The 22,385-nt window shown below is 57.1% G+C and carries 24 protein-coding genes and 1 pseudogene; 8 read left to right on the top strand and 17 right to left on the bottom strand.

The annotated features are described in order from the left end of the window. The 4 genes from C6Y32_RS03730 to C6Y32_RS03715 all read left to right on the top strand — a co-directional run bounded on the left by C6Y32_RS03730 (position 1) and on the right by C6Y32_RS03715 (position 2,936). Positions 1 to 675: a 4Fe-4S dicluster domain-containing protein gene (locus C6Y32_RS03730; protein ID WP_105203824.1), complete on the top strand. Its 675-nt coding sequence runs from the start codon at positions 1 to 3 to the stop codon at positions 673 to 675. A gap of 14 nt (positions 676 to 689) precedes the next feature. Further along, complete coding sequence (locus C6Y32_RS03725) at positions 690 to 2,285, top strand: FAD-dependent oxidoreductase (protein WP_105203823.1); 1,596 nt, start codon at positions 690 to 692, stop codon at positions 2,283 to 2,285. Positions 2,286 to 2,367: 82 nt separating this feature from the next. After that, on the top strand, positions 2,368 to 2,652 hold the full coding sequence (locus C6Y32_RS03720) for a hypothetical protein (RefSeq protein ID WP_243206599.1): 285 nt from the start codon (positions 2,368 to 2,370) through the stop codon (positions 2,650 to 2,652). A gap of 41 nt (positions 2,653 to 2,693) precedes the next feature. Beyond that, positions 2,694 to 2,936, top strand: a complete 243-nt coding sequence (locus C6Y32_RS03715) for a (2Fe-2S) ferredoxin domain-containing protein (RefSeq protein ID WP_105203822.1) — start codon at positions 2,694 to 2,696, stop codon at positions 2,934 to 2,936. Positions 2,937 to 3,314: 378 nt separating this feature from the next. Here C6Y32_RS03715 and C6Y32_RS03710 read toward each other — a convergent pair whose 3' ends face one another. From C6Y32_RS03710 to C6Y32_RS03700, 3 genes and pseudogenes are all read right to left on the bottom strand, one after another. After that, positions 3,315 to 3,500 (bottom strand): hypothetical protein, encoded by a 186-nt coding sequence (locus C6Y32_RS03710; protein WP_105203821.1) that lies wholly within the window; start codon positions 3,498 to 3,500, stop codon positions 3,315 to 3,317. A 129-nt stretch (positions 3,501 to 3,629) separates the two neighbouring features. Then, positions 3,630 to 5,048, bottom strand: a pseudogene (gene feoB / locus C6Y32_RS03705) (ferrous iron transporter B); the annotation flags it as partial. A gap of 103 nt (positions 5,049 to 5,151) precedes the next feature. Continuing rightward, positions 5,152 to 5,424: a FeoA family protein gene (locus C6Y32_RS03700; RefSeq protein ID WP_105203819.1), complete on the bottom strand. Its 273-nt coding sequence runs from the start codon at positions 5,422 to 5,424 to the stop codon at positions 5,152 to 5,154. A 219-nt stretch (positions 5,425 to 5,643) separates the two neighbouring features. Between C6Y32_RS03700 and C6Y32_RS03695 the strand changes: the two genes are divergently transcribed. The 3 genes from C6Y32_RS03695 to C6Y32_RS03685 all read left to right on the top strand — a co-directional run bounded on the left by C6Y32_RS03695 (position 5,644) and on the right by C6Y32_RS03685 (position 8,559). Beyond that, positions 5,644 to 6,081: a metal-dependent transcriptional regulator gene (locus C6Y32_RS03695; RefSeq protein WP_243562506.1), complete on the top strand. Its 438-nt coding sequence runs from the start codon at positions 5,644 to 5,646 to the stop codon at positions 6,079 to 6,081. A gap of 116 nt (positions 6,082 to 6,197) precedes the next feature. Continuing rightward, complete coding sequence (gene cls / locus C6Y32_RS03690; RefSeq protein ID WP_243562504.1) at positions 6,198 to 7,697, top strand: cardiolipin synthase; 1,500 nt, start codon at positions 6,198 to 6,200, stop codon at positions 7,695 to 7,697. 208 nt (positions 7,698 to 7,905) lie between these two features. Continuing rightward, positions 7,906 to 8,559 (top strand): CatB-related O-acetyltransferase, encoded by a 654-nt coding sequence (locus tag C6Y32_RS03685; protein WP_105203818.1) that lies wholly within the window; start codon positions 7,906 to 7,908, stop codon positions 8,557 to 8,559. A 198-nt stretch (positions 8,560 to 8,757) separates the two neighbouring features. On the opposite strand, the gene C6Y32_RS03680 is transcribed toward C6Y32_RS03685, so the two are convergent. The 9 genes from C6Y32_RS03680 to C6Y32_RS03640 form a co-directional block, all read right to left on the bottom strand. After that, positions 8,758 to 9,621, bottom strand: a complete 864-nt coding sequence (locus tag C6Y32_RS03680) for an SPL family radical SAM protein (RefSeq protein ID WP_105203817.1) — start codon at positions 9,619 to 9,621, stop codon at positions 8,758 to 8,760. Between the two features lie 108 nt (positions 9,622 to 9,729). Next, positions 9,730 to 10,563 carry a CPBP family intramembrane glutamic endopeptidase gene (locus tag C6Y32_RS03675; protein WP_105203816.1) on the bottom strand — a complete coding sequence of 278 codons (834 nt, stop codon included), beginning with the start codon at positions 10,561 to 10,563 and terminating at the stop codon, positions 9,730 to 9,732. A gap of 2 nt (positions 10,564 to 10,565) precedes the next feature. Further along, a complete protein-coding gene (locus C6Y32_RS03670; RefSeq protein ID WP_105203815.1) occupies positions 10,566 to 11,474 on the bottom strand; it encodes a helix-turn-helix domain-containing protein in 909 nt (302 codons plus the stop codon). Between the two features lie 257 nt (positions 11,475 to 11,731). Beyond that, on the bottom strand, positions 11,732 to 12,577 hold the full coding sequence (locus C6Y32_RS03665; protein ID WP_105203814.1) for a TIGR03915 family putative DNA repair protein: 846 nt from the start codon (positions 12,575 to 12,577) through the stop codon (positions 11,732 to 11,734). Further along, a complete protein-coding gene (locus C6Y32_RS03660) occupies positions 12,556 to 13,866 on the bottom strand; it encodes a putative DNA modification/repair radical SAM protein (RefSeq protein WP_105203813.1) in 1,311 nt (436 codons plus the stop codon). The genes C6Y32_RS03665 and C6Y32_RS03660 overlap by 22 nt, the downstream gene beginning before the upstream one ends. A gap of 151 nt (positions 13,867 to 14,017) precedes the next feature. Beyond that, positions 14,018 to 15,679: an AMP-binding protein gene (locus C6Y32_RS03655; RefSeq protein ID WP_105203812.1), complete on the bottom strand. Its 1,662-nt coding sequence runs from the start codon at positions 15,677 to 15,679 to the stop codon at positions 14,018 to 14,020. A gap of 46 nt (positions 15,680 to 15,725) precedes the next feature. After that, a complete protein-coding gene (locus tag C6Y32_RS03650) occupies positions 15,726 to 16,880 on the bottom strand; it encodes a M20 metallopeptidase family protein (RefSeq protein ID WP_105203811.1) in 1,155 nt (384 codons plus the stop codon). A 64-nt stretch (positions 16,881 to 16,944) separates the two neighbouring features. Next, entirely contained in the window at positions 16,945 to 17,526 is a 582-nt protein-coding gene (locus tag C6Y32_RS03645; RefSeq protein ID WP_105203810.1) for a helix-turn-helix domain-containing protein, read from the bottom strand. Positions 17,527 to 17,953: 427 nt separating this feature from the next. Further along, a complete protein-coding gene (locus C6Y32_RS03640; protein WP_105203809.1) occupies positions 17,954 to 18,280 on the bottom strand; it encodes a ComEA family DNA-binding protein in 327 nt (108 codons plus the stop codon). An 88-nt stretch (positions 18,281 to 18,368) separates the two neighbouring features. Here C6Y32_RS03640 and C6Y32_RS03635 point away from each other — a divergent pair, with 88 nt between their 5' ends. Further along, the gene (locus tag C6Y32_RS03635) at positions 18,369 to 18,767 is read left to right on the top strand and encodes a secondary thiamine-phosphate synthase enzyme YjbQ (protein WP_105203808.1); all 399 of its coding nucleotides are present in this window, start codon (positions 18,369 to 18,371) and stop codon (positions 18,765 to 18,767) included. Between the two features lie 126 nt (positions 18,768 to 18,893). Here the strand turns inward: C6Y32_RS03635 and C6Y32_RS03630 are convergent, their stop codons facing one another. From C6Y32_RS03630 to C6Y32_RS03610, 5 genes are all read right to left on the bottom strand, one after another. Further along, entirely contained in the window at positions 18,894 to 19,406 is a 513-nt protein-coding gene (locus C6Y32_RS03630) for a GNAT family N-acetyltransferase (RefSeq protein ID WP_164998123.1), read from the bottom strand. A gap of 49 nt (positions 19,407 to 19,455) precedes the next feature. Beyond that, positions 19,456 to 19,722: a thioredoxin family protein gene (locus C6Y32_RS03625; RefSeq protein WP_243562499.1), complete on the bottom strand. Its 267-nt coding sequence runs from the start codon at positions 19,720 to 19,722 to the stop codon at positions 19,456 to 19,458. A 144-nt stretch (positions 19,723 to 19,866) separates the two neighbouring features. After that, positions 19,867 to 20,430, bottom strand: coding sequence for a DUF2812 domain-containing protein (locus C6Y32_RS03620; protein WP_105203806.1), 564 nt, complete (start codon positions 20,428 to 20,430; stop codon positions 19,867 to 19,869). 145 nt (positions 20,431 to 20,575) lie between these two features. Beyond that, entirely contained in the window at positions 20,576 to 21,523 is a 948-nt protein-coding gene (locus tag C6Y32_RS03615; protein WP_105203805.1) for a transketolase family protein, read from the bottom strand. 1 nt (position 21,524) lies between these two features. Beyond that, positions 21,525 to 22,370: a transketolase gene (locus C6Y32_RS03610; protein ID WP_105203804.1), complete on the bottom strand. Its 846-nt coding sequence runs from the start codon at positions 22,368 to 22,370 to the stop codon at positions 21,525 to 21,527. Positions 22,371 to 22,385: the final 15 nt, after the last annotated feature.

The raw sequence follows: 22,385 nt of genomic DNA, 5'->3' as shown, positions 1-22,385 counted from the left end.
ATGGAGAATATGGTTCATGTTTTTCTGATGGGGAAACAATACGAAGTCCCCGCCAACTTGACCATCATGGGCGCTATGGAGTACGCGGGCTATCAGCTGGTCCGCGGCTGTGGCTGCCGCAACGGTTTTTGCGGTGCCTGCGCCACCATCTACCGCATCAAGGGCGACCGGGAGCTAAAAGTTTGTCTGGCCTGCCAGACCCAGGTAGAGGACAACATGTATGTGGCTACCCTCCCCTTCTTCCCGCTGGTCAAGCAGGTATACGACATTAACGAGATAAAACCCGAGCAGCAGGTCATGATGCAGCTGTACCCCGAGATCTACGCCTGCATCGGCTGTAACGCCTGCACCAAGAGCTGCACCCAGGAGCTCAATGTCATGCAGTATATCGCCTATGCGCAGCGCGGCGACTTTGAAAAATGTGCCGAGGAGTCTTTTGACTGCGTCATGTGCGGCGTCTGCTCCTCCCGCTGCCCCGCCGGCATCTCGCACCCGCAGGTGGCCATGCTGGCCCGCCGCTTAAACGGCAAGTACCTGGCCCCCAAATCGCAGCATCTGGAAAACCGGGTCAAAGAGATCAAAGACGGCGACTTCACCGAGCTCATCGAGAATCTCATGCAAAAACCCATTGAGGAACTGCAGGAGCTCTATAACCACCGCGAGATCGAGAAATAGGGAGGGATGCGCTGATGTACACAAACGAAATGGTCGAGTCCATGAAAAAAGTGGCGGCCGCAAGAGAGGCCAATGCCGACCTGGAGCCCCGCCGCATGACTGCCGAAGAAAAAGACACACTGCTCAAGACCTACCACCCCGACTACAAGCAGGGCGAGTTTGCCGAGCTGGCTGTCGGCCCCAACAAAGGCGGTAAAGTCCCCACCGAGCTGGCCGCGCTGCTGCAGGCAAATAGCCGTATCGATCCCGCCGATGTCGATCTGGCCCAGGTCGATTACGACACCGACGTTCTGATCATCGGTGGTGGCGGTGCCGGTGCCTCGGCCGCTATCGAGGCTGACAACGCCGGCGCCAAGGTAATGATCGTTACCAAGCTGCGCATGGGCGATGCCAACACTATGATGGCTGAGGGCGGTATCCAGGCTGCCGACAAGGAAAACGACTCCCCCGCTATCCACTACCTAGACGCTTTCGGCGGCGGCCACTTTGCCGCCAAGCCCGAGTTGCTGCGCACCTTGGTGACCGAGGCCCCCGAGGCCATCCAGTGGTTAAACGACCTGGGCGTCGAGTTCGATAAGGCCCCCGACGGTACCATGGTCACCACCCACGGCGGCGGCACCTCCCGCAAACGCATGCACGCGGCCAAAGACTACTCCGGCGCCGAGATCATGCGCACCCTGCGCGACGAAGTGCTCAACCGCCAGATCCCGGTAGTCGACTTTACCGCCGCCATCGAGCTCATCCTGGACGAAAACGGCAGGGCCGCCGGTGCAGTGCTCCTAAATATGGAGACCCACGAGATCCTCATCGCCCGCGCCAAGACCGTTATCATGGCTACCGGCGGTGCCGGCCGTCTGCACTACCAGGGCTTCCCCACCTCCAACCACTACGGCGCTACCGCCGACGGCCTCATCCTGGCCTATCGCGCCGGGGCCAAGCTGCTCTATCCCGACACGCTGCAGTACCACCCCACCGGTGCCGCCTACCCCGAGCAGATCTTCGGTGCTCTGGTCACCGAGAAAGTCCGCTCGCTGGGCGCCAAGCTCATCAACGTCGACGGCGAGGCCTTCATGCACCCCCTCGAGACCCGTGACGTAGCTGCCGCCTCCATCATCCGCGAGTGCTCTGATCACGGCAAAGGTGTCAAGACCGCCGACGGTATCGGCGTCTGGCTCGACACCCCCATGATCGAGCTGAAAAACGGCGAGGGAACGATCGAGAAACGCATTCCCGCTATGATGCGCATGTTCGGCAAATATGGTATCGACATCCGCAAAGAGCCCATTTTGGTCTACCCCACCCTGCACTACCAAAACGGCGGTATCGACATCGCCAAAAACTGTGAGAGCGGCGTCGAGAACCTGTTTGTGGCCGGTGAAGCAGTCGGCGGCATCCACGGTCGCAACCGTCTCATGGGCAACTCGCTGCTGGATATCATCGTTTTCGGCCGCAATGCCGGCAAAAATGCCGCCGCCAAAGCCGCCGATACCAGCGTGGGCGCGCTGTCGCTGCAGCACGTGACCGATTTTGCCAAGGAGCTGAGCGCAGCCGGCATCCACAGCGATGTGGTATCGCCCAAACTGCTTCCCGACTACCGGCGCAAAAAATAAGTTCGTCTTTACGGCAGCGCCGCCCGGCCTAAGAGGAGCCGGCAGTACCGCCACTTAAACAAATATTTTGGAGGAAAGTTACATGCCCCAGCTCGCAGAAATTTTTGAGACCATCATGATCTTGTGCTTTGGTCTTTCCTGGCCTATGTCCATCGTCCGCTCGGTCAAATCCCGCTCTACCCAAGGTAAAAGCCTTATGTTCATGTGCTTTATCGTATTTGGCTACATCTGCGGTATCATTTCCAAATGCATCACCCACACCTATAACCTGGCTTTTTGGTTCTACTTCCCCAACGTGATCATGGTCTCGGCAGATATCTGCCTGTATTTCCGCAACCGCTCGCTCGAGCGCAAAGCTGGTAAATAAGCTATCACACCACCGTAACCAATAATTTGGAGGAATGCATCATGACCATTACCGTCTGTCTGGGCAGTGCCTGCCACGTAAAAGGTTCCCACTATGTGCTCGAAGGGCTGCAGTCGCTCATCAAAGAGCACCACGTCGAGGGCGATGTCAAACTTGCCGGTACTTTCTGCACCGGCAACTGCCAAAAAGGTGTATGCGTGACCATCGGCGACACGCTGTACTCGCTCACCCCCGAAACCACTACTCAGTTTTTCGAGACCGAAGTGCTGGCCAAGCTGCACTAACTGAGCCACATGCATTCGCTGCACGTGTCAAAGTAAAAACGGTACATACTTAAAAAAGCCTGCGCACCTCTCCTCCGGGAGAATGCGCGGGCTTTTTTCTTTCGCAGCCACAATCTATCGAGTTCCTCCTATTACGCTCATAAACTTGCAGCCAGGTATCCGATACCGAGAGCACAGGTGCTCTCCCAGAGCAACATTTATGCGGCACGTCACCGTCTGTTACCCACTCCCCTGCTCTTTTGCGTGCCGATCTGTGCCTTTTTTACAAGAACTCAAAAGAACATGCGCCAAAATGCCCGAATTTACAATTTCGTAACATTTTATTTTCCGCCCCTATCTATCCCTATTTATATATCGCCATTAAAAAAAGAGCCCCTGTCAAGGCTCTCCGGTCTCTACCATACGCAGCATAGCCTCCACAATGGCCAGCCGCTGTTGGGGCGCATTGTGCTGCAGCTGCCGCCGTATATACTGCTGATACGCCTCTGCCACCTCCCGCTCGATCCGTGTTTTCTCGCCCTGCGGCCAGCAGTCTATCATTTCCTGCACCTCGTTTCTCTTCACCGGATATCCCCCCTGCTTACAGGATATGTACTGCATGGCCCGTCCTATACCGCCTTCAAATATCCGCACGGCAAAGCCATTTCTTGTATATACAGCTTCTCCTTGTTAAAGTTTCCCTTTGTCTGTCGGCGGGAAACGGCCGTTGCAGGGGACAAAATTGTTGGTGATGGTAGCGATGAGCCGTTCTCGGGGCGAATCGATGATGCGGCAGCCCACGATGCCGGCGGCATTACAGCCAAACCCCATGCACATGGTCAGCGCCTGCTTGCCACAGGCACAGGCTTTTTTAAACTGGTGGTCCAGGTTGAACGCCACCCGCGGCAGGTAGCCAAAATCCTCCAGCAGCGTAAACAGTGGAAAGAAGATCGCCATTGGTGGCAGCATCACCGACACTACCCACGCCAGCACCCGATATACCCCCAATATCAGCGCCCCGTGCAGCCAAGCCGGCGCATGCAGCCACATAAACAGGTCGGTCAGTCGGTCCTGTACCCAAAATAGTCCGTCGGCCAGCATCTGTGACGGGTAGTTGGCCCCGGTAATGGTCAGCCAAAACACCGCCGCCAGCAGAGCCAACATAATGGGGATACCGGTCCACTTACCGGTGAGGATCTTATCCAGCTTGCGGTCATAGCCGCCCGACCGTTTGGTGGTCGTGATACAGTCCCCGCAGATCTCCTCGGCCGCCAGCACGATGCACGATACCGTATTATCTAAAAACTTGTCGCGGTCGATCCCCTGCTCCTGCAGCTGCCGCCAGGCCCCGGTCACTGCCGTGCCGATTGCGCTGTCTGGACCTATGTCTACCTGCAAATGCCCGGCCAGCGTAGCGCAGAGCACCGGTTCCCCCTCCAGTAGCTTCAGCGCTACCCAGCGGCTCGAGAGATCTTTGAGATCGACCTGATCCAGCACTGGGCTCAGCTGCGCGATAGCCGCCTCGATAGGTGCTGTGTAGCGGATGGGGCGTGGCGCGGGGTGTATTTCTCTGTGCGAGACCTGTTCCACCACCCCCACCAATTCTTTAAGTCCCTTGCCGCTGCGGGCAGCAGCGCCCACCACCGGTAGACCCAGATTTTGCGACAGCTTTTTAAGGTCGATCTGCACCTTCTTTTTCTTGGCCTCATCCATCAAATTGGCGCATACCACTACGTTGGGCGTAATCTCAGCTGTCTGCAGTACCAGGTTCAAGTTGCGCTCTAAACAGGTGGCGTCGCACACTACTACCGCTGCATCCGCCCCGCCAAAGCAGATAAAATCACGGGCTACCTCCTCCTCGGCAGAGTGGGCCATCAGGGAATATGTACCCGGCAAATCTACAAACACATAGCTGTTTTTACCGTGTTGGTGGCGTCCCTGAGCGTTGGTCACTGTTTTTCCCGGCCAATTGCCGGTGTGCTGGTTGAGCCCCGTCAGTTCGTTAAACACTGTACTTTTACCCACATTGGGGTTGCCCGCCAGAGCGATGACTTTTTCTTCTGGGCTGGTGCGCTGTATCACCAGCCCCTGATCTACTGCACCGTGGCCGGTGGATTCGGCTGTTAGGCCCATATGGTATCCTCTCCTATCTGCTTTACCAGTATTTCTATGTAAAGCGCCTGCCTATGGGGCCTTTTTACAGGCCGCAGGCGCAAAGTTAAGCGGTGATAATGGTTCAGCTGAGTACCTTCTCCCGCCCCCGTTCAAAGCTGGTGGCCTCGACTAAGATGCGCTCACTGTCCTCTTGCCGCAGGGCGATCACCGCCCCGCGGATAAGGTAGGCGACGGGGTCGCCAGAAAAGCTCTTTTGCAGGCACTGTACCTCTGTGCCCTCGATAATGCCGATATCCTGCAAGCGGCGGCGCATGCTGCCGGCTGATTCTATGGCGTGGACTCTGCCCAATTGGCCCTCGTGCAGGTGATCGAGCGGTAGGTATCTATCTTTCACGGTAATCTCTCCTCTAGTCGCAGCGGCATAGGTATGCCGCCAAAATCATAAGTATGGTCTGTGGCACTGACCTACAAGACACGCGGTTGACCCGGCAGAAGCCGGAGAAATATTGATGATCTCCCCAAAAAGTTAGACTGGGGAAACTCTCACTTTCTGCTACAGTATATTCGCATACCCGTCAGGGTGACACAGAGGTAAAAATACGGAGGTACTGCCGTGCACAGCCAAGACCAATTTTACACACCCACCGGATATGACCGTCTCATCCACCGCGAATTGTCGGCGGCCATGGAAGATTATTTAGAAATGATCCTGCGCATGCAGCCACAGAGCGGCGAGATCGGGGTGAATGCGCTAGCGGCTCTCCTGCACGTACAGCCGTCCAGTGCGTCAAAAATGGTAGCTCGGTTGCGTCAAGAGGGCTTTATAGAGCCGGGGCGGTACGGGCCGATCTCTCTTACAGCTAAAGGCAGCGACTACGGCAGCTACCTGCTGCACCGCCACCAGGTGTTGTGTGAATTTTTTTGTGCCCTCAACCAGAGCGAGGATGAGCTGGAACAGGTGGAGCAGATCGAGCACTATATCACCCCTAAAACAGTGGCCAATATGCAGCGTCTGCTGCCCCTTATCAAACGATTTTCCCCTACCGAGTGACCAGCGTGCACCGGGGGACAAGATATGCTATAATAATTTATTATATAATCCGCGCGGGCCTTGGTCGCCCGCGAAACTCGTCACATGCGAAACTTTGCTGTTAAGGAGCCCCCATCGTGAAAAAATTTTTAAATATGCTGTTTAGTCGGGTGGTCATCATCAGCCTGTCTATTGCCATACAGGCCGCATTTTTGGTCCTCCTCATCTGGCGTTTTAACAACTATTACGTCTATGTGCACGCTGCCTGTGTACTGTTAAGCCTGGTCGTGACGCTGGGCATTATCGGCGGTCGTTCAAACCCCGGCTATAAGATCGCCTGGCTGGTACCTATTTTGCTGTTCCCCATTTTTGGCGGGCTGTTTTACCTGATGTTTGGGCGCAACCAACTCAGTGCCCGCGAGCGCAAGAAAATGGCCGAGATACAGCGCCACACCGAGAGCGTGGTGGACCTGAGTGGACAGATGTCGGACGAGCTGTACCAAATAGACGCCGATGCCGGCAGCATCTCCCGCTATATTGCCCGCAACGCGCTCTCACCACTGTATCAAAACACTGCCGCCACCTATTTTCCCATTGGCGAAGCCAAATTTGCCAGCCTGCTCGAAGAGTTACAAAAGGCTCAGCACTTTATTTTTATGGAGTATTTTATCATCCAAGAGGGAAAGATGTGGGACCCGATCTTGGAGATCTTGATCCAAAAGGCAAAGCAGGGTGTTGAAGTGCGGGTGATCTACGACGATGTTGGCTGCATCGATACGCTCCCCTACCACTACGACCGCGAACTGGAGAAACTGGGGATCGCCTGCTGCGCCTTTAACCCCTTTGTGCCGGTGCTCTCGGCGCGGCTCAATAACCGCGACCACCGCAAGATCGTAGTCATTGACGGACACACCGGCTTTACCGGGGGCATCAATCTGGCCGACGAGTACATCAACGCCTACCCCAAACACGGACACTGGAAAGACGCCGCTATCATGCTTAAAGGCGACGCCGTGTGGAGCCTGACGGTGATGTTTTTGAGCATGTGGAACTACCTGCGACACACCGACGAGGACTATACCCGCTACCGCAGCACTGGTACTACCGGCCATCAGCTGGCGGCGCCGGGCTATCTGCAGCCCTTTTCAGACAGCCCACTGGACCACGAGGCGGTGGGCGAAACAGTCTACATGCAGCTGATAAGCCGGGCCAAAAAATATGTGTACATCAATACCCCTTATCTGATCATCGACAACGAGATGGTCACTGCGCTGACCACTGCGGCCAAGTCGGGCGTGGACGTGCGCATTATTACCCCGCACATCGCCGATAAATGGTATGTGCATGCGGTGACCCGCGCCTACTATAAAATTCTGGTGGAGAGCGGGGTCAAGATCTTCGAGTACACCCCCGGTTTCGTTCATGCTAAGACCTTTGTAGTGGATGATATCTACGGTGTGGTGGGCACCATCAACTTAGACTACCGCAGCCTGTACCTGCACTTTGAGTGTGGAGTGTGGATGTATAAGACACCCTGCTTGACCGATATGAAGCGCGACTTTTTAGAGACGCAGCAAAAATGTCAGTCCATCACATTGCAGCAGTGCCAAAAGGTATCGCTGCCCACCCGTATATGACGCGCGCTGCTGCGGGTATTTGCACCGCTGATGTAAATGATAAACGAAACATACGCGTATTCGGGACGCACTTTAAATGTGAACAAATTGTAAAAACTATCGATAGAGTGAGCAAAAATGAGAGAAATACGGAAGAAAAGAGCAGTCGCAACGGCAACGAAAAATACAGATGGAGGTGATAAGGAGAAAAAATAGGAGGCATTTTCGTATGCAGATACCAGACCCAAACGCGATCTTTCCAAACGAGTATAAGACATCTTGTTTTATAAAAAATGTGATAACTGCTCCCAACATTCAAGTTGGCGACTATACCTATTATGACGATTCGGTAGACCCCACTGCTTTTGAGCGAAACAACGTGTTATTTAACTGGCCGGAGTTTGGCGACCGGCTGATCATTGGCAAATTTTGTGCTATAGCCAGCGGGACCACCTTTGTTATGGGCAGCGCCAATCACCGACTGGACAGTGTGAGCACCTACCCCTTCCACGTGTTTGGCGGTGCGTGGGCCCAGAACACGCCGCCCCACCTGACCCAGCTGCCCTTTAAAGGCGATACGGTGATTGGCAACGATGTGTGGATCGGGCGGGAGAGCGTGATCATGCCGGGGGTGAAGATCGGTGATGGGGCCATTGTCGCCGCTTGCTCGGTGGTGACAAAAGATGTAGCCCCCTATACGCTGGTGGGCGGCAATCCGGCCCGATCTATTCGCAAGCGCTTCGATGACTCACTGATCCGGCAGCTGTTGGATCTGCGCTGGTGGGATATGGAGCCCAACCGGCTCGCCGCCTTTTTGCCGGTGCTATGTAGCAGCGATCTGGCAGAGGTGCGCCGTGCGATCGAAACACATTTAGACACATAAAAATGTGCCGGCACCGGCGGCTAACAGGCCAGCAGTGCTTCATCAAAAATGTTATGACCGAGAGGGGGCCGGCAGCCGTATTTGGCTGTCGGCCCTCTCTTGGCGTAGAATTAAAGACGTTTTGTTTACAAACTGATGTGGGTGATGGGACAGTACGTTATCTATCGGTCTGTGGGGGCGCCAAATGAGCCCTATCTTTTAAAAAAGACGCAGCTGATCTCGCTCTTGATCCAGCGTGTGCAGATAGGTAAATATCTGCCGGTTGTCGTGCATGACACCGTGCGCTGCACACTGCTGATGAAAAAACTGCATGAGTTCTTTATTGCGTGGGCTCACTATACTATACTGGCCGCCATAGGTCTGGATATAGCGCTTCTTCAGGTGGGGAAACAGCTTATCGAGCTGTGCGTAAAAGTACTCGCGGCTCCCTTCGCGCAGGGTGAGCCCCATGCCAAAGCAGATGATACCGCGCACCTTGGCCTGCACGCAGTAATCCAGGATACCGGCGATATTTTGATGGTCGTCGTTTATAAAGGGCAGGATCGGACACAGCCACACCACAGTTGGTATACCTGCTGCACGCAGCGCTTGCAGGGCCGCAAATCGCCGGCTGGTAACGCTCACCCGGGGCTCCAGCTTTTGGCACAGCACATCGTCATAGGTGGTCAATGTCATCTGCACCACGCATTTTGTCTGCCGGTTTATTTTTTGCAGGAGATCGATATCGCGCAGCACCAGATCGGACTTGGTGATGAGAGTAAAACCGCAGCCGTACCGATAGGCGAGCTCCAGGGCTTGGCGAAGATGCTGCAGCTGCTGTTCGGGTGGAATATACGGATCGGTCATGGAGCCGGTGCTCAACATACAGGGGCGGCGTTTGCGGCGCAGTGCATCCTCTAGAAGCTCGATGGCATTTTGCTTGACCTCGATATCGGTAAAATCGTGGTCCATGTGGTAGCACCGGCTCCTGGAATCACAGTAGATACACCCGTGGGTGCATCCTCGGTATAAATTCATGCCGTTTTTAGCCGACAGTATCCCTTTTGTCTCTACAAAATGCATGGCTGCCCCTCCCCGCTCTTGATCCTGGCCCGTTTTGTGGTCTGTAACTGCAGTATAACAGATAGAACCTGACATCTGCCGTCAGGTTCTATCTGCTGTGCTATAAAATTATACGGAGCCCATATCGGGCAGTTTGCCAATATGCCGCCTTTCAAAAAACAGATCCCGGTTGCAGAGCACGATCGCCACAGCCGCCGCGGTGATCACGACCGTCTCGACACATTTGGTGAGCGGGGTCATGGCGATCTTTTCCTGAAAGAAATTTACAAACAGATGAAAGATGATACAGGCCAGCATACTGCGGCCATTTTTTACGTATACCCAGGTAGTGATAAAGCCCAGCGGCACCACACTAACCAAAAAATTGAGCGCATAGAGCGGTCCCAGCGCCCGCAGCCCGGCGTGGTAGGTACCGGGTACCCAAAACAGCGGCAGGTGCCACGCTGACCAGATAAGGCCAAAGAGGATAGACTCTTTAAACCAACTGTGGTATTGGGCGATCGCGTCCTCCCCATACCCGCGCCAGCCAAGCTCCTCGATGACCGCGGCCAGAAGGATCGTCAGCAGCGCAGAGCTGCCGCCGACTGAAAAAGAGAAATCGGCGGTGAGTGAAAATTGGGAGATCGGTTGCCCCACCAACAGCGACACCAGAATAGAGACCACTACAATAGCCGCAAACAGCGCCACTGCCGCCAGCAGATTGCCGGGGTGGATACAAGCTGCATGGAGCAGCTTGCGCCAAAGATCTGCCCGAAGTGCCCTGCTGCCTGAAAAGATGACAAAGCACACTGCGGTCACCGCCGGCACACACAGCCCCAAAAACATGAGTGGCAGTGCGGCCCGCCCGTTGGCGGTAAAAATGGCGGCGAACCAAAATGACCAGGTCAGCACAAAGACGAGCAGGTAAAAGAGCGCCGGGCGATACCGGTACCGCTGCGCCACGGCTATGCCTCTCCCCGACTGGCTGAGACACTGCTGATGATCAGTTCACTTTTGATCCCGTTGAGCTCCACGATATTCTCACAATTTTGCGCCGCCTCTCCCGAAAGGGAAAAATCGGCGGTGGGCTGTCCATCAAGCTGATAAAAAACCCGGTTGCGAATACCTTTTACCACCGCGATAAACGGCGTTTTGGCCGGTAGAGAGAGCTTGGAGGATGCCGATAGCTGGTTGATATCTAACCGCCCGGAAAGTGATCGGCACTGTATCTGCATATCGCGGTTGCAGTTGAGCTCGACATGGCCCACGCCCGGCTCCAACACTACCTGGCCAGCGCTGCCGGAATACTCGAGCCTATCGGCGCACAGCCCCTTTACCACGAGCTGTTCGGTATTGCCACTGAGCTCGATATCCTTTACATAGTGGAGGGGAAACTGGATGGACAGGCCCAGCACCTCTTTTGCCCTGGACTCGGTCAGGTCGCCAAAGCGGCGCACGTCGATATCGATGCGCTGTTTTACATCGTCGATCTTTACTTTCAGCAGTTTTTGTATATCGGGCAGTTGTTCGGAATAGAGACGCACCCGTATCTTCTCTCCGCTATAGCTGCTCAGCTCGGTCTGTTTGGCCCCGGCTATGGTGATATCGTAGCTCTTTAGGCGGTCGATATCGTATTCAGTGATGCTCTCGAACCGAGCGGTTTTGGACTCGGCCGGCGGGGTACTATTTCCCAGCAGCTCATCCACCGAGACAGCGAACAGCTGGGCGATGGCCCGCAGGTTCTCTATATCGGGCACACCGCCACCGGTCTCCCATTTGGTCACCGCCTGCCGTGACACGTGCAGCCGGTCGGCCAGCCCCTCTTGCGACAATTTGGCCTGCTTGCGCAGTGCTTTGATCTTTTCGGCGATCATACTCTCGTCCCTCCTGATTAAGTCGATAGCGCCAGCATAGCAGACTTAAGGCGGCAAGACAAGCAACCGCTGTTTGCAGCGGTGCATTTTTTGCTACGCTGCGTAGCAAATGCCCCCAAAAGGGCTTTATAGAGCCGATCTTCTTTAAAATGGGCGTTGCCTATAACATGCCAACTACCTGTCCTATTAAAAATGGCGGCGGTATAAAGGACAAAGGGCTCCGCCCGAGTGCCGCAAAAAAAGAGCAGTTGGGCAGCTCATTTTTTGGGCAGGCGCAGATCGGCGGCGGATACCGGTGGGAACCAGGGCGCTATATCGCCGCTGGGGAGCACAATCTTTTTAGATGGAGCACTCTGCTGCCGCATCTCGACCATGTTGTGCCAATAGCGCTTGGGCATATGCCCCATTTGACAGTGCAGATTTTGCCGTGGCACGATGTTGACGGCGGCACAAAAGCCTTTCCATAAACGCTGGTAGGTGCGCTCCTCATCCTCTTCGTCGGGCAGTTGTAAGTCCTGCATCGACACGATCTTAGAGCGGTGCGGCTGGTATACCAGGCCCATTTGATGGGATCGGTCGTAGATGAGGAACTGCTCTTCGTGATAGCGGTCGGTAAAGTGGTCCCTGATGAGGGGCAACACATAGTGCTTGGGGTCGATCACCGACACCAAACTGCCGCGGTAGTCGGCAAAACGGATGAACTGGATCATCTGCCCGGCCTCGTTTTGGGCGGCCCGGGCCAGCTGATGCAGTGCCGCTACCCGGTCGTCGGCCAGCATGTCGACCACGGCCGGCCCTACCCGGTACCCCAGCTGTAAAAAGGCACAGATCGTCAGCGCCTTCTCTTCGCCGCCGTATAAAAAGCAGGCGTGTACCAGCGCAGCGGCCCGGGGCCCCAGCTTTTTAGGGATCGAGCGCTCTACCCGGCGGGCCTTTTCCGGCTCGGTTGGGATCTTGTGCACCGCAAACAGGCTGGTCTGCCCCTGCTGGGGGGTGCAGATGTCGACCGGCAGCTGTTTTGCTGCTACGCTGTGAAACACACAGCACAGCAGCCCGGCATAGCTGCCGTCGTATTGGTACACTACATCTGCCCGGTCAGGCATTGGGTCACATCCTCTCTGGTGATGGGGGCCGTATCGAAAAGCGACAGCTGTTGGGGCGTATCCTGTGGCAGCATAGCGGCACTGCGGTCGCTGATCAGTGCCCGAAAAGCCGACTGAGGGGTAATCTTTAGGCCCGGGGTGATCTTGCCGCGACAGGTGATGAAGTACTGGGCCCGCTTGAGCACGACGCCGATCTTTTTGAGGCCGCTGTAGTCCAAATTGCCGGTACGGCGAGCGGCCACGATGCGCTGTGCGCTGTGCACGCCGATGCCCGGTACCCGCAGCAGCATTTCGATAGGGGCACGATTTATCTCGACCGGAAAGTGCTCCATATGGTGCAGCGCCCAGTTGCACTTGGGATCGAGATAGGGATTAAAGTAGGGGTGGCCATCATCGAGCAGCTCGGAGGCGTCGAAGCCGTAAAAGCGCAGCAGCCAATCGGCCTGATACAGCCGGTGTTCCCGCAACAGGGGCGGTTTGGTACCGATGGCCGGCAGCAGCCCTTCGTCGCGCACCACCGGCGTATAGGCCGAGAAAAACACCCGCTTTAGCCGGTACTTGCGGTACAGCCCCTGGGTGAGCTGCAGGATCTGGTAGTCGGTATCCGGGGTGGCGCCGATGATCATTTGGGTGCTCTGCCCGGCGGGGGCAAATTTTGGCGCCTGCCGGTAGCGCACCAGGTCGGTGCTGTTTTGCTGCACGCCCTGTTTGATCAGTCCCATGGGGCGCAGAATATCGGTCTTGGACTTTTGCGGAGCCAGCGCCTGCAAACTCTTTTGTGAGGGGAGCTCGATATTGACGCTGAGCCGGTCGGCCAGATAGCCCAGCCGGGTGATGAGCAGGTCGCTGGCGCCGGGGATGGCCTTGGCATGGATATAGCCGCCAAAGCGATATTCCTCCCGCAAAATGCGCAGCGTCTCGATCATCCGCTCACAGGTATGATCGGGATCTCTGATGATACCGGAGCTCAAAAACAGCCCCTCGATATAATTGCGGCGGTAAAACTGGATGGTCAGGTCGGCCAGCTCCCGCGGGGTAAAGGTGGCCCGGGGCACATCGTTAGAACAGCGGTTGACGCAGTACTTACAGTCGTAGGCACAGGCGTTTGACATGAGCACCTTGAGCAGTGAGATACAGCGCCCGTCGGCCGAAAAGGCGTGGCAGATGCCCGCCGCCACTGCGTTGCCGATGGTGCTGCCGGCACCGCTGCGCTGCACCCCCGAGGAAGTACAGGCCACATCGTACTTGGCCGCGTCGGATAATATTGAGAGTTTTTGATAGAGGTCCACTGCGATCGCCCCAAACTAAACATTTGTTTGTTTTAGTATAGTACAAGGAACTTGTTCTGTCAACCCAAAGTAAGCAGGCCCGCATCGCACTGCGGCAGCAAGAAAAAAGAGCAGCGGCTCAAAGCGCCACTGCTCTTTTTAGGTATTTACCTCACAGGTGTTTGCCCCGCAGCACATCGCGCTTGATCTTGCCGCTGATCGTTTTGGGCAGCGCGTCGACGAACTCGATGATACGGGGATATTTATAGGGGGCGGTCTGGTGCTTGACAAAATCCTGCAGCTCGGCGATGAGCTCATCGGAGGGCTGATACCCCTGGGTGAGCATGATGGTGGCCTTTACCACCTGCCCGCGGATGGGATCGGGGGCACCGGTGACGGCACACTCGAGCACGGCCGGGTGCTCCATGAGGACGCTCTCGATCTCGAACGGGCCGATGCGATAGCCCGAGGCCTTGATGACATCGTCGGTGCGGCCCACATACCACAGATATCCGTCCTCATCCTGCCAGGCGATATCGCGGGTGTGGTAGTAGCCGTCGTGCCAGATCTCCTCGGTGCGCTTATCGTCTTGATAGTAGCCGCAGAACAGTCCGGCCGGCACCCCGTCGCGGGTGTCAATGACGATCTCCCCCTCCTCACCGGGGTCGACGATATTGCCGTCCTCATCCATCAGCTGGATGCTGTACTGGGGCGAGGGCCGACCCATCGAACCCAGCCTGAGCGGCATGTTCTGGATGTTGCCGATGAGCAGGGTCGACTCGCTCTGGCCAAAGCCCTCGGTGAGATCGAGTCCGGTGTACTCTTTAAAGCGGCTGAATACCTCGGGGTTCAGCGCCTCGCCGGCGGTGGTGGCGTGCTGCAGTGAGGAGAGATCGAAGTCCTGCATCCCCTCTTTGATAAAAAAGCGGAAAATAGTCGGCGGGGCGCAAAAGGTGGTGATGCGGTACTTCTCGATCAGCGCCAGCAGGTCTTTGGGCTTAAACTTGTTGTAGTCGTAGACGAAGATACCGGCTCCCATAATCCACTGTCCGTAGATCTTGCCCCAACTGGCCTTGGCCCAACCAGTGTCGGCCACGGTGAGGTGCAGCCCGTCAGGGTCGACTTTGTGCCAGTACTTAGCGGTCACGATATGGCCCAGCGGGTAGCGAAAATCGTGCAGGACCATTTTGGGCATTCCGGTGGTGCCGGAGGTAAAGAAGATGAGCATGGGGTCGCCGGCGGCGGTGGGGATGCGCTCCAGTGTGCGGGGCATCTCGTGCAGGCGGGCGTGAAACGGCACCCACCCCTCTCTGGCGCCGCGGGCGATGATCTTGTGTTTTAAGCTGGGGCACTGTTTTTGAGCGGCATCGATATCGGCGGCGGTGTCGCCGTCGGCTGTACAGATAGCCGCCACTGCCTGACAGGCCTTGATGCGGTACACCAGGTCGGGCGTAGTGAGCATGTGGGTGGCCGGCACGGCGATGGCCCCAATCTTGTGCAGCGCCACGATGGTGAACCAGTACTCGTAATGGCGCTTCAAGATGACCAGCACCGGGTCGCCTTTTTTGATGCCCAGCTCTAAGAGCATGTTGGCCACCTGATTGGAGCGCTTGGAGATATCGGCAAAGGTGAAGCGGGAGGCACCGCCACGGTCGTCGGTCCAGACCAGAGCGCGGCGGCGGGGCTCGGCCGCGGCGATGCGGTCGACGATATCATAGCCAAAATTGAAGTTTTGGGGGCAGTGGACCGAAAAATTGGTGAGCGCACCGTCTTCGCCAAACTGCTCGGTGCAGAATTCCCGGTAAAAAGTATGGATATCAAAGGCTTTTTTCATCGTACAAACCTCGCTTTGCGCTTTATTGGGGTGCTTGTTTTGTGCCCTACTGAGCCAGCGCGTCTAGTGCCAGCTGGGCGTACAAGGCAACGCCGGTCTCGAAGGCGCTCTCATCGATGGTGAAGCGGTCGCTGTGCTGGGGCCACTCTCCGCCGCCGCCCAGACTAAAGAACCCGGCTTTGGTGTAGGAGGTGTACTCGGAGAAGTCCTCACCGCCCATCTGGGGCTCAAAATCGGCTACCATATCGGCATCGGTGATCTTGCGGGCGGCGGCCAGGCCCAGGTCGGTGGCCTCCTGGTCGCAGATGAGCACATCGGTGATCATGTCGTACTGTACCTCGGCCTCACAGCGGAAGGCAGCCGCGGTCATTTTGGCGATGCGCTCGACGACGCCGGGCAGCTGCTGATGGATGTCGCGGTTAAAGCTGCGGATGGTGCCCTCCAGTACCGCCTCGCCCGATACGATGTTGAAACGGCTGCCCGAGTGCATTTGGCCGATGGTCACGACCAGCGGCTCCATGGGAGAAAACTCGCGGCTGACCATGGTCTGCAGGTTCATGATGAGCGAACCGGCGGCCACGGTGGCGTCGATGCCGGTGTGAGGGGCGGCACCGTGGCACACCTTTCCTTTGATGGTGATCTTATACTGGTCGGTGGCGGCGTGGGTGGCGCCGGCGCGACCCATGATCTTACCCACCGGCTGCTGGGCGATGATGTGGATGCCGTAGGCGTAGTCGACATCCTGCATGGCTCCCTGCTCGATCATCAGCTTAGCCCCTTCGCAGACCTCTTCGGCGGGCTGGAACAAAAGGCGGACGGTGCCGCTATACTGGTCGCGGATCTCGCTGAGCAGCCGGGCCGCCCCCAGCAGCATGGCGCCGTGGGTGTCGTGGCCACAGGCGTGCATAAAGCCGTCGTTTATGCTCTTAAAGGGCAGATCGGTGTGCTCGGTCAGCGACAGCGCGTCGATATCTCCCCGCAGGGCGACACATTTGCCGGGGCCTTTACCCCCCTGTATCTCGGCGATAACACCGGTGGGCTCGGTACGGCGGTAGGAGATACCCAGCTTGTCGAGCTCCTCACAGATGCGGTCGGTGGTGCGAAACTCCTGCAGGCTGGCCTCGGGGTGCTGGTGGATGTCGCGGCGAAAAGTCACCACATAATCTTGCAGTTCGCGTGCTCTGTTTCTGATATCGTTCATTATACTCTTCCTCTCTCTACTCTCTACTGATACTGGTGTGTGGAACTATGGATTATCTGGTCTCCTATTTTTCTCCGCTGCCGCCGTGGATGACGATGGCCAGGAAGGTGCAATCCTGTCCGCCGACGGCGATCATCCCATGGGGGTAACTGGAGTCGTAGTAGATGCTGTCCCCCTCATTGAGAATAGTGGTGTGGCCGTCCACCTCGACTTTGAGCGAGCCCTTGAGCACGAAATCGAACTCCTGGCCCTTGTGGGTCGACATGGAGATGGGGCCGTCTTCGGTCCCCTCCTCGTAGGGGGCGGTGACGTAGAGCGGCTCTGAGAGCTTGGAGCGGAACAGGTGTGCCTTGTGCAGGTACTCAAAACCGCTGCGGCGCTCGATAGGCAGCCCTTTATCGCGCCGGACGATGGTGTAGATGTTGAGTTTGGGGCGCTCGCCGGTGAGCAGCTCGATGACATCTACCCCAAAGATGTCGGCGCATTTGTTGAGGAAGGTGACGGCGAAGTCCTCCTCCCCATCCTCCAGCCGGGCATATTCAACGGCTGTTTTGCCGGTCTTTTGGGCCATCTCCTCGATGGTGATCCCCAAAATCTCGCGCATCACCCGGATGCGCATTGCGATCTCTGCGATCTTGCTGTCCATACTTGCGACCTCCCAATCGAACTTAGCAACAAAAAAAGACCCGTCCCTCAAAAGGGACGAGCCGTAAATACAATTACTACCCGCGGTACCACCCAAATTGCACGTATAGCGTGCCACTTAGCAGGGTTCCAACAAACCCCGGACCCCTAACGCGGTCCATTCGGGAGTGACTTACTGGCCGCCAAAGCAGTGTTCTGCCCTCCAACTCGGGAGCGACTGATCGCTTTACCACCTGCCGGTTTTCACCAACCACCGGCTCTCTGTAAGGAGGCTTGGGAGCGACCCCTCTCCGTCACTGTCGTTGTGTTTATTATAGCGCAGTGATTTCGTTTGTCAACAGATTTTTTTGATCTATCGCCGGATATTGGAAAATCTCACACAGTTTTTGCTGTACGCGCTGCTATTTGTTGTGTAAAACGAATGGTTTTTAGTAAAAAATATACTGTAACACGACGGGGAGGCTTTCGGTGTCGACACCATAGATCTGCAAGAGGTCATCTTCTTTTCTGAAATAGCCGCGCTTTTGACGCAGGGAGAGCGCCGAGTCGACCAGTTGGGGGTAAAAGATATCTACTTCCAGGAGCTGTTCGCGCGTGGCCACATTGATGTTGAGGCGCCCGCGGCCATCTTGCAGCTGGGTGCTGGGGGGCACCGACTTGAGACGCGCCCCTTGCCAGATGAGCAGTGCCCCGGCTATAATGAGTACGAGCGACAAAAACAGGCGGATCTGCCTGGTCTCTCCGGGTAATTTCACGCCTGTCCCCCCTCATTATGATCGGCTAGTACCAGTGTAGCACAGTTGGGGGCAAATAGACAGCGCTATAAGCAGAGGAGGAACACAGATGTTTTTGCAAAAGTACCAGCTGCCCACCGGGCGGCACAGCTTTCACGACATCACCGCCACGGTGCGCCGGGCCATTGGCGAGAGCGGTGTACAGGAGGGGGTGGCGGTGATCTTTACCCCGCACACCACGGCCGGCATCACCATCAACGAAAATGCCGACCCGGACGTGCTGCACGACCTGGAGTACGGGCTGGACCACACCTTCCCCAACCTGCCCCAGTACCGCCACGCCGAGGAGAACTCCGACGCACACATGAAGTCGAGCCTGGTATCGGCTTCGCTCTCGGTCATCATTACCGGCGGTAAGCCCATTTTAGGTGTTTGGCAGGATATCTATTTTTGCGAATTCGACGGCCCGCGCCACCGCACCTACTACATAAAGGTGCTGGAGGGATAAGAAGAAAAAAGCGCTGCCGCTCCCCCGTAAAATGGGGGGTGGCAGCGCTTTTTTGCGCTCGTGTAGTTTGTGTAGTTATGACCAGGGCGGCCTATCATGGCGCCAGAGCCCCACTGTGCCGACCCGCTAAAGCTGAGCGGGCGGCGAGCTGTCGCCGGGGGTACCAAAAGGACTGGGCGCACAGCTTTTTTGCAGGTAGCGGGCGGCAGCCTGATCGCGGTAACCGCACTTTTGGTACAGAGCCTGCGCCGGGCTGTTGTAACCGGCTACCAGCAAGCGCAGGTCACAGCAGCCCTGTTTTTTTGCCCGCTGCTCGGCTTTTTTGAGCAGTGCGCTGGCTACGCCTTGGCGGCGGTTGTTGGGGCGCACCCACAGCTCGTCGACAAACAGGCTGCCCCGGCCCTGATAGCGCCCCAGCTTGGGCAAAAAGAGCAGCGTGCACCAGCCGATCATCCGCTGGTCCTCACAGGCGGCGTATACCCAGCAGCCGGGATACTGCAGCTGAGCCAACTGGGTGCGCCGGTCCTGGCGGTCTGCGGTGCGGCGCTCCTCCTCGGTGCGGGGGCGGCCGTTGGCGCGCTCGAACAGCATATCGCTGAACTGGGCATAGTTTTTTTCTGTTACCCGGACGATCTCCAAAAGCCGTCTCTCCCCTCTTTTTGACTTATTTACGGTTGCTGCCAGGTATTTAGGACTGCAGCGCGCGGATGAACACCTGCTCCACCTTTTCCAGTGTGGGGACGCCTTCGAGCACCTTTTCATTCCCCACAAAATAGGTGGGTACATACCAGTAGTTGAGGCCTTTTGTCTTTTCGGGCTCGCGGCTCTCCTCTACCGTCTCGATCTCGACCTGGCCGTACTCCGGGTGCTGGGCCACCAGCTGCTCCACCATAGAAAAGGCCTGCTGGCAGTAGGGACAACTCTCTAAATACATCATTTTTACCGGTCTTGCCACCGAAAATTCCTCCCCTCAAAATGTAAACGAATTGTAAATTCGAGCATTTTTCGGCCGATCGGCACCTGTTATGCCGGGCAGGTCCCCGCCGCAGGTGCTGTGGCCGCTCTCTTTATAAGTATGGCCTGCATGGGCGCCGCGTACCTATTTTGGCGGCTGGCGGTCCCCTTTTTTAGCGGCGTAGAGGGTGATAAAGTATGTGCCGCCCATAAACAGGAGCAAAATGCCCAGCGCCAGCGCGCCAAAGCGCAGGGCCGTCCACCGAAAGTACTGGAACACAAAGGACAACAGCAGCGCCAGCACGGCCAGCACCAATGTGCGCAGGCCCGACTTTTTGTAGGCGGCGCGATCGATGACCGCCCCGACCGCCGGCTGGGGCTGGGACTCGTTTGGGCGGGGCGGCGTACCGGCAGCGGCCCTGAAAAAGTGGCAGCCCTCGCCGCAGGAGGCCACGTACGCCCAGCCAGAGCGGGCAAAGCCGGAGACGTAGTCGCTCATGTCGGCGGCGCGGGGGCGCGCCACATCGTAGCAGTACACACAGTTTAGCGGCTGGCCCTGCTCGAGCACGAAGCCGCGGTCGCCAAAGCCGCGCAGGTGCCAGCCCTGAGCGGCATAGTAGGCCAGCATCTCCATCTCGTCATCTGCCCCTTCGGCGGGCAATTTGCCGGGCTGAAAGCTGCCGGAGGGGATCACTTTTTTGCTGTTCAATATCACTTGCTCCTTTTGCTGCCGAGATCACCGGCCATTACCGGAACTATAACACCTTTTACAGTAGCACAAAAGCACCGGCCCCGTCAAATAAAAAGGGCGGGCTCCCCGACGGGGAACCTGCCCTTTTTTGAAGGAAGTAAAATTACTTTTTGGCAATAGCCTCTTTGACCTTGTCGACGATGTTGGCAGCGCGCAGGCCAAAGATATCCAGCAGCTCGGCGGCGGGGCCGGACATGCCGAATTTGTCGTAGATACCCAGCTTGACGACCGGTACCGGGCACTCCTCGGTGACGACCTCGGACACGGCCGAGCCCAGTCCGCCGATGACGCTGTGCTCCTCGGCGGTGACGATGGCGCCGGTCTCTTTGGCGGCCTTGACGATGATGTCGCGGTCGATGGGCTTGATGGTGTGGATGTTGATGACCCGGGCGCTGATGCCGTCGGCTTTTAACAGCTCGGCAGCCTCGAGAGCCTCGGATACCATGAGACCGGTGGCGACGATGGTCACATCGCTGCCGTCGGCCAGCTGGATGCCTTTGCCGATCTCGAATTTATAGTCGGCACCGGTGTTGATGACCGGGGCGGCCAGACGGCCAAAACGCAGGTAGACCGGACCGTAGTAGTTGATAGCGGCCTCGACAGCGGCTTTGGCCTCGATATCGTCGGCGGGGTTGATGACCACCATACCGGGGATGGTGCGCATGAGGGCGATATCCTCGTTGCACTGGTGAGTGGCACCGTCTTCGCCCACGGTGATACCGGCATGGGTGGCGCCGATCTTCACGTTGAGGTGGGGGTAGCCCACGGCGTTGCGGACCTGCTCGTAAGCGCGGCCGGCTGCAAACATAGCAAAGGTACTGGCAAACGGGACCTTGCCGGTGGTGGCCAGACCGGCGGCGATGCCGATCATGTTGGCCTCGGCGATGCCGCAGTCGATAAAGCGGTCGGGATAAGCTTTTTTAAAGGTGCCGGTCTTGGTGGCGGCAGCCAAATCTGCGTCTAATACAACGACCTCGGGGTACTTCTCGGCCAGGTCTCTCAGGGCCTCGCCATAGCTCTCGCGCGTAGCCTTTTTCACTACATCTGCCATGTTACTGCACCTCCAGTTCTGCCAGGACAGCGCCCAGCTCTTTCATCGCGATCTCGTACTGCTCGTCGTTGGGGGCGGCACCGTGCCAGGAGACATTGTTCTCCATATAGGAGACGCCTTTGCCCTTGACGCTCTTCTGAACGATGGCGACGGGCTTGTCGGTGACGGCTCTGGCCTCGGCAAAGGCGGCCTCGATCTGGTCGAAGTCGTGGCCGTCGATCTCGATGACATGCCAGTTAAAGGCGGCAAATTTGGCGCCGATGGGGTAAGGCGAGCAGACTTCCTCGACGGTGCCGTCGATCTGCAGGTTGTTGTTGTCGACCACGACCGTTAAGTTGGTCAGCCCCTTGGCACCGGCAAACATGGCGGCCTCCCAGATCTGGCCCTCCTGGATCTCACCGTCGCCGCAGATGGCGTATACACGGTAGTCTTTGCCCGACATTTTAGCCGACAGAGCCATACCGCAGGCAACCGACAGCCCCTGACCCAGCGAGCCGGAGGACATGTCCACACCGGGGGTGCCCTTCATGTCGGGGTGGCCCTGCAGCATCGCGTGGGGCTTTCTGAGCTTTTTGAGCTCCTCGAGGGGGAAGTAGCCGCGGTTGGCCAGTGCAGAGTACAGAGCCGGAGCGGTGTGGCCCTTGGAGAGCACTAAGCGGTCGCGATCCTCCATCTTGGGGTTCTGGGGATCGATGTTCATCTCTTTAAAATAGAGATATGTCATTGTATCCGCGATAGAAAGAGAGCCACCCGGATGACCCGATTTTGCGTTGTAAACCGCCTCGATGGCACCCATACGCACTTTACATGCGGTAGCGGCAAGTTGCTTTTTTGTTGCCTGGTCCATAACTTTACCTCCTAA

This window comes from Neobittarella massiliensis (ex Bilen et al. 2018) (assembly GCF_900289145.1).
Taxonomy (GTDB): Bacteria; Bacillota; Clostridia; order Oscillospirales; family Ruminococcaceae; genus Neobittarella; species Neobittarella massiliensis.
The sequence above is the reverse complement of the archived record's forward strand: the minus strand, read 5'-3'. Positions and strand labels throughout refer to the sequence as shown.

What these genes read in the sequence shown, in the direction of transcription:
- C6Y32_RS03685 (WP_105203818.1), top strand. Translation starts at nt 7,906, where the DNA reads ATGCAGATACCAGACCCAAACGCGATCTTTCCAAACGAGTATAAGACA.
- C6Y32_RS03725 (WP_105203823.1), top strand. Translation starts at nt 690, where the DNA reads ATGTACACAAACGAAATGGTCGAGTCCATGAAAAAAGTGGCGGCCGCA.
- C6Y32_RS03610 (WP_105203804.1), bottom strand. Translation starts at nt 22,370, where the DNA reads ATGGACCAGGCAACAAAAAAGCAACTTGCCGCTACCGCATGTAAAGTG.
- C6Y32_RS03680 (WP_105203817.1), bottom strand. Translation starts at nt 9,621, where the DNA reads ATGCATTTTGTAGAGACAAAAGGGATACTGTCGGCTAAAAACGGCATG.
- C6Y32_RS03715 (WP_105203822.1), top strand. Translation starts at nt 2,694, where the DNA reads ATGACCATTACCGTCTGTCTGGGCAGTGCCTGCCACGTAAAAGGTTCC.
- C6Y32_RS03615 (WP_105203805.1), bottom strand. Translation starts at nt 21,523, where the DNA reads ATGGCAGATGTAGTGAAAAAGGCTACGCGCGAGAGCTATGGCGAGGCC.
- C6Y32_RS03645 (WP_105203810.1), bottom strand. Translation starts at nt 17,526, where the DNA reads ATGGACAGCAAGATCGCAGAGATCGCAATGCGCATCCGGGTGATGCGC.
- C6Y32_RS03635 (WP_105203808.1), top strand. Translation starts at nt 18,369, where the DNA reads ATGTTTTTGCAAAAGTACCAGCTGCCCACCGGGCGGCACAGCTTTCAC.
- C6Y32_RS03665 (WP_105203814.1), bottom strand. Translation starts at nt 12,577, where the DNA reads ATGCCTGACCGGGCAGATGTAGTGTACCAATACGACGGCAGCTATGCC.
- C6Y32_RS03655 (WP_105203812.1), bottom strand. Translation starts at nt 15,679, where the DNA reads ATGAAAAAAGCCTTTGATATCCATACTTTTTACCGGGAATTCTGCACC.
- C6Y32_RS03670 (WP_105203815.1), bottom strand. Translation starts at nt 11,474, where the DNA reads ATGATCGCCGAAAAGATCAAAGCACTGCGCAAGCAGGCCAAATTGTCG.
- C6Y32_RS03650 (WP_105203811.1), bottom strand. Translation starts at nt 16,880, where the DNA reads ATGAACGATATCAGAAACAGAGCACGCGAACTGCAAGATTATGTGGTG.
- C6Y32_RS03730 (WP_105203824.1), top strand. Translation starts at nt 1, where the DNA reads ATGGAGAATATGGTTCATGTTTTTCTGATGGGGAAACAATACGAAGTC.
- C6Y32_RS03720 (WP_243206599.1), top strand. Translation starts at nt 2,368, where the DNA reads ATGCCCCAGCTCGCAGAAATTTTTGAGACCATCATGATCTTGTGCTTT.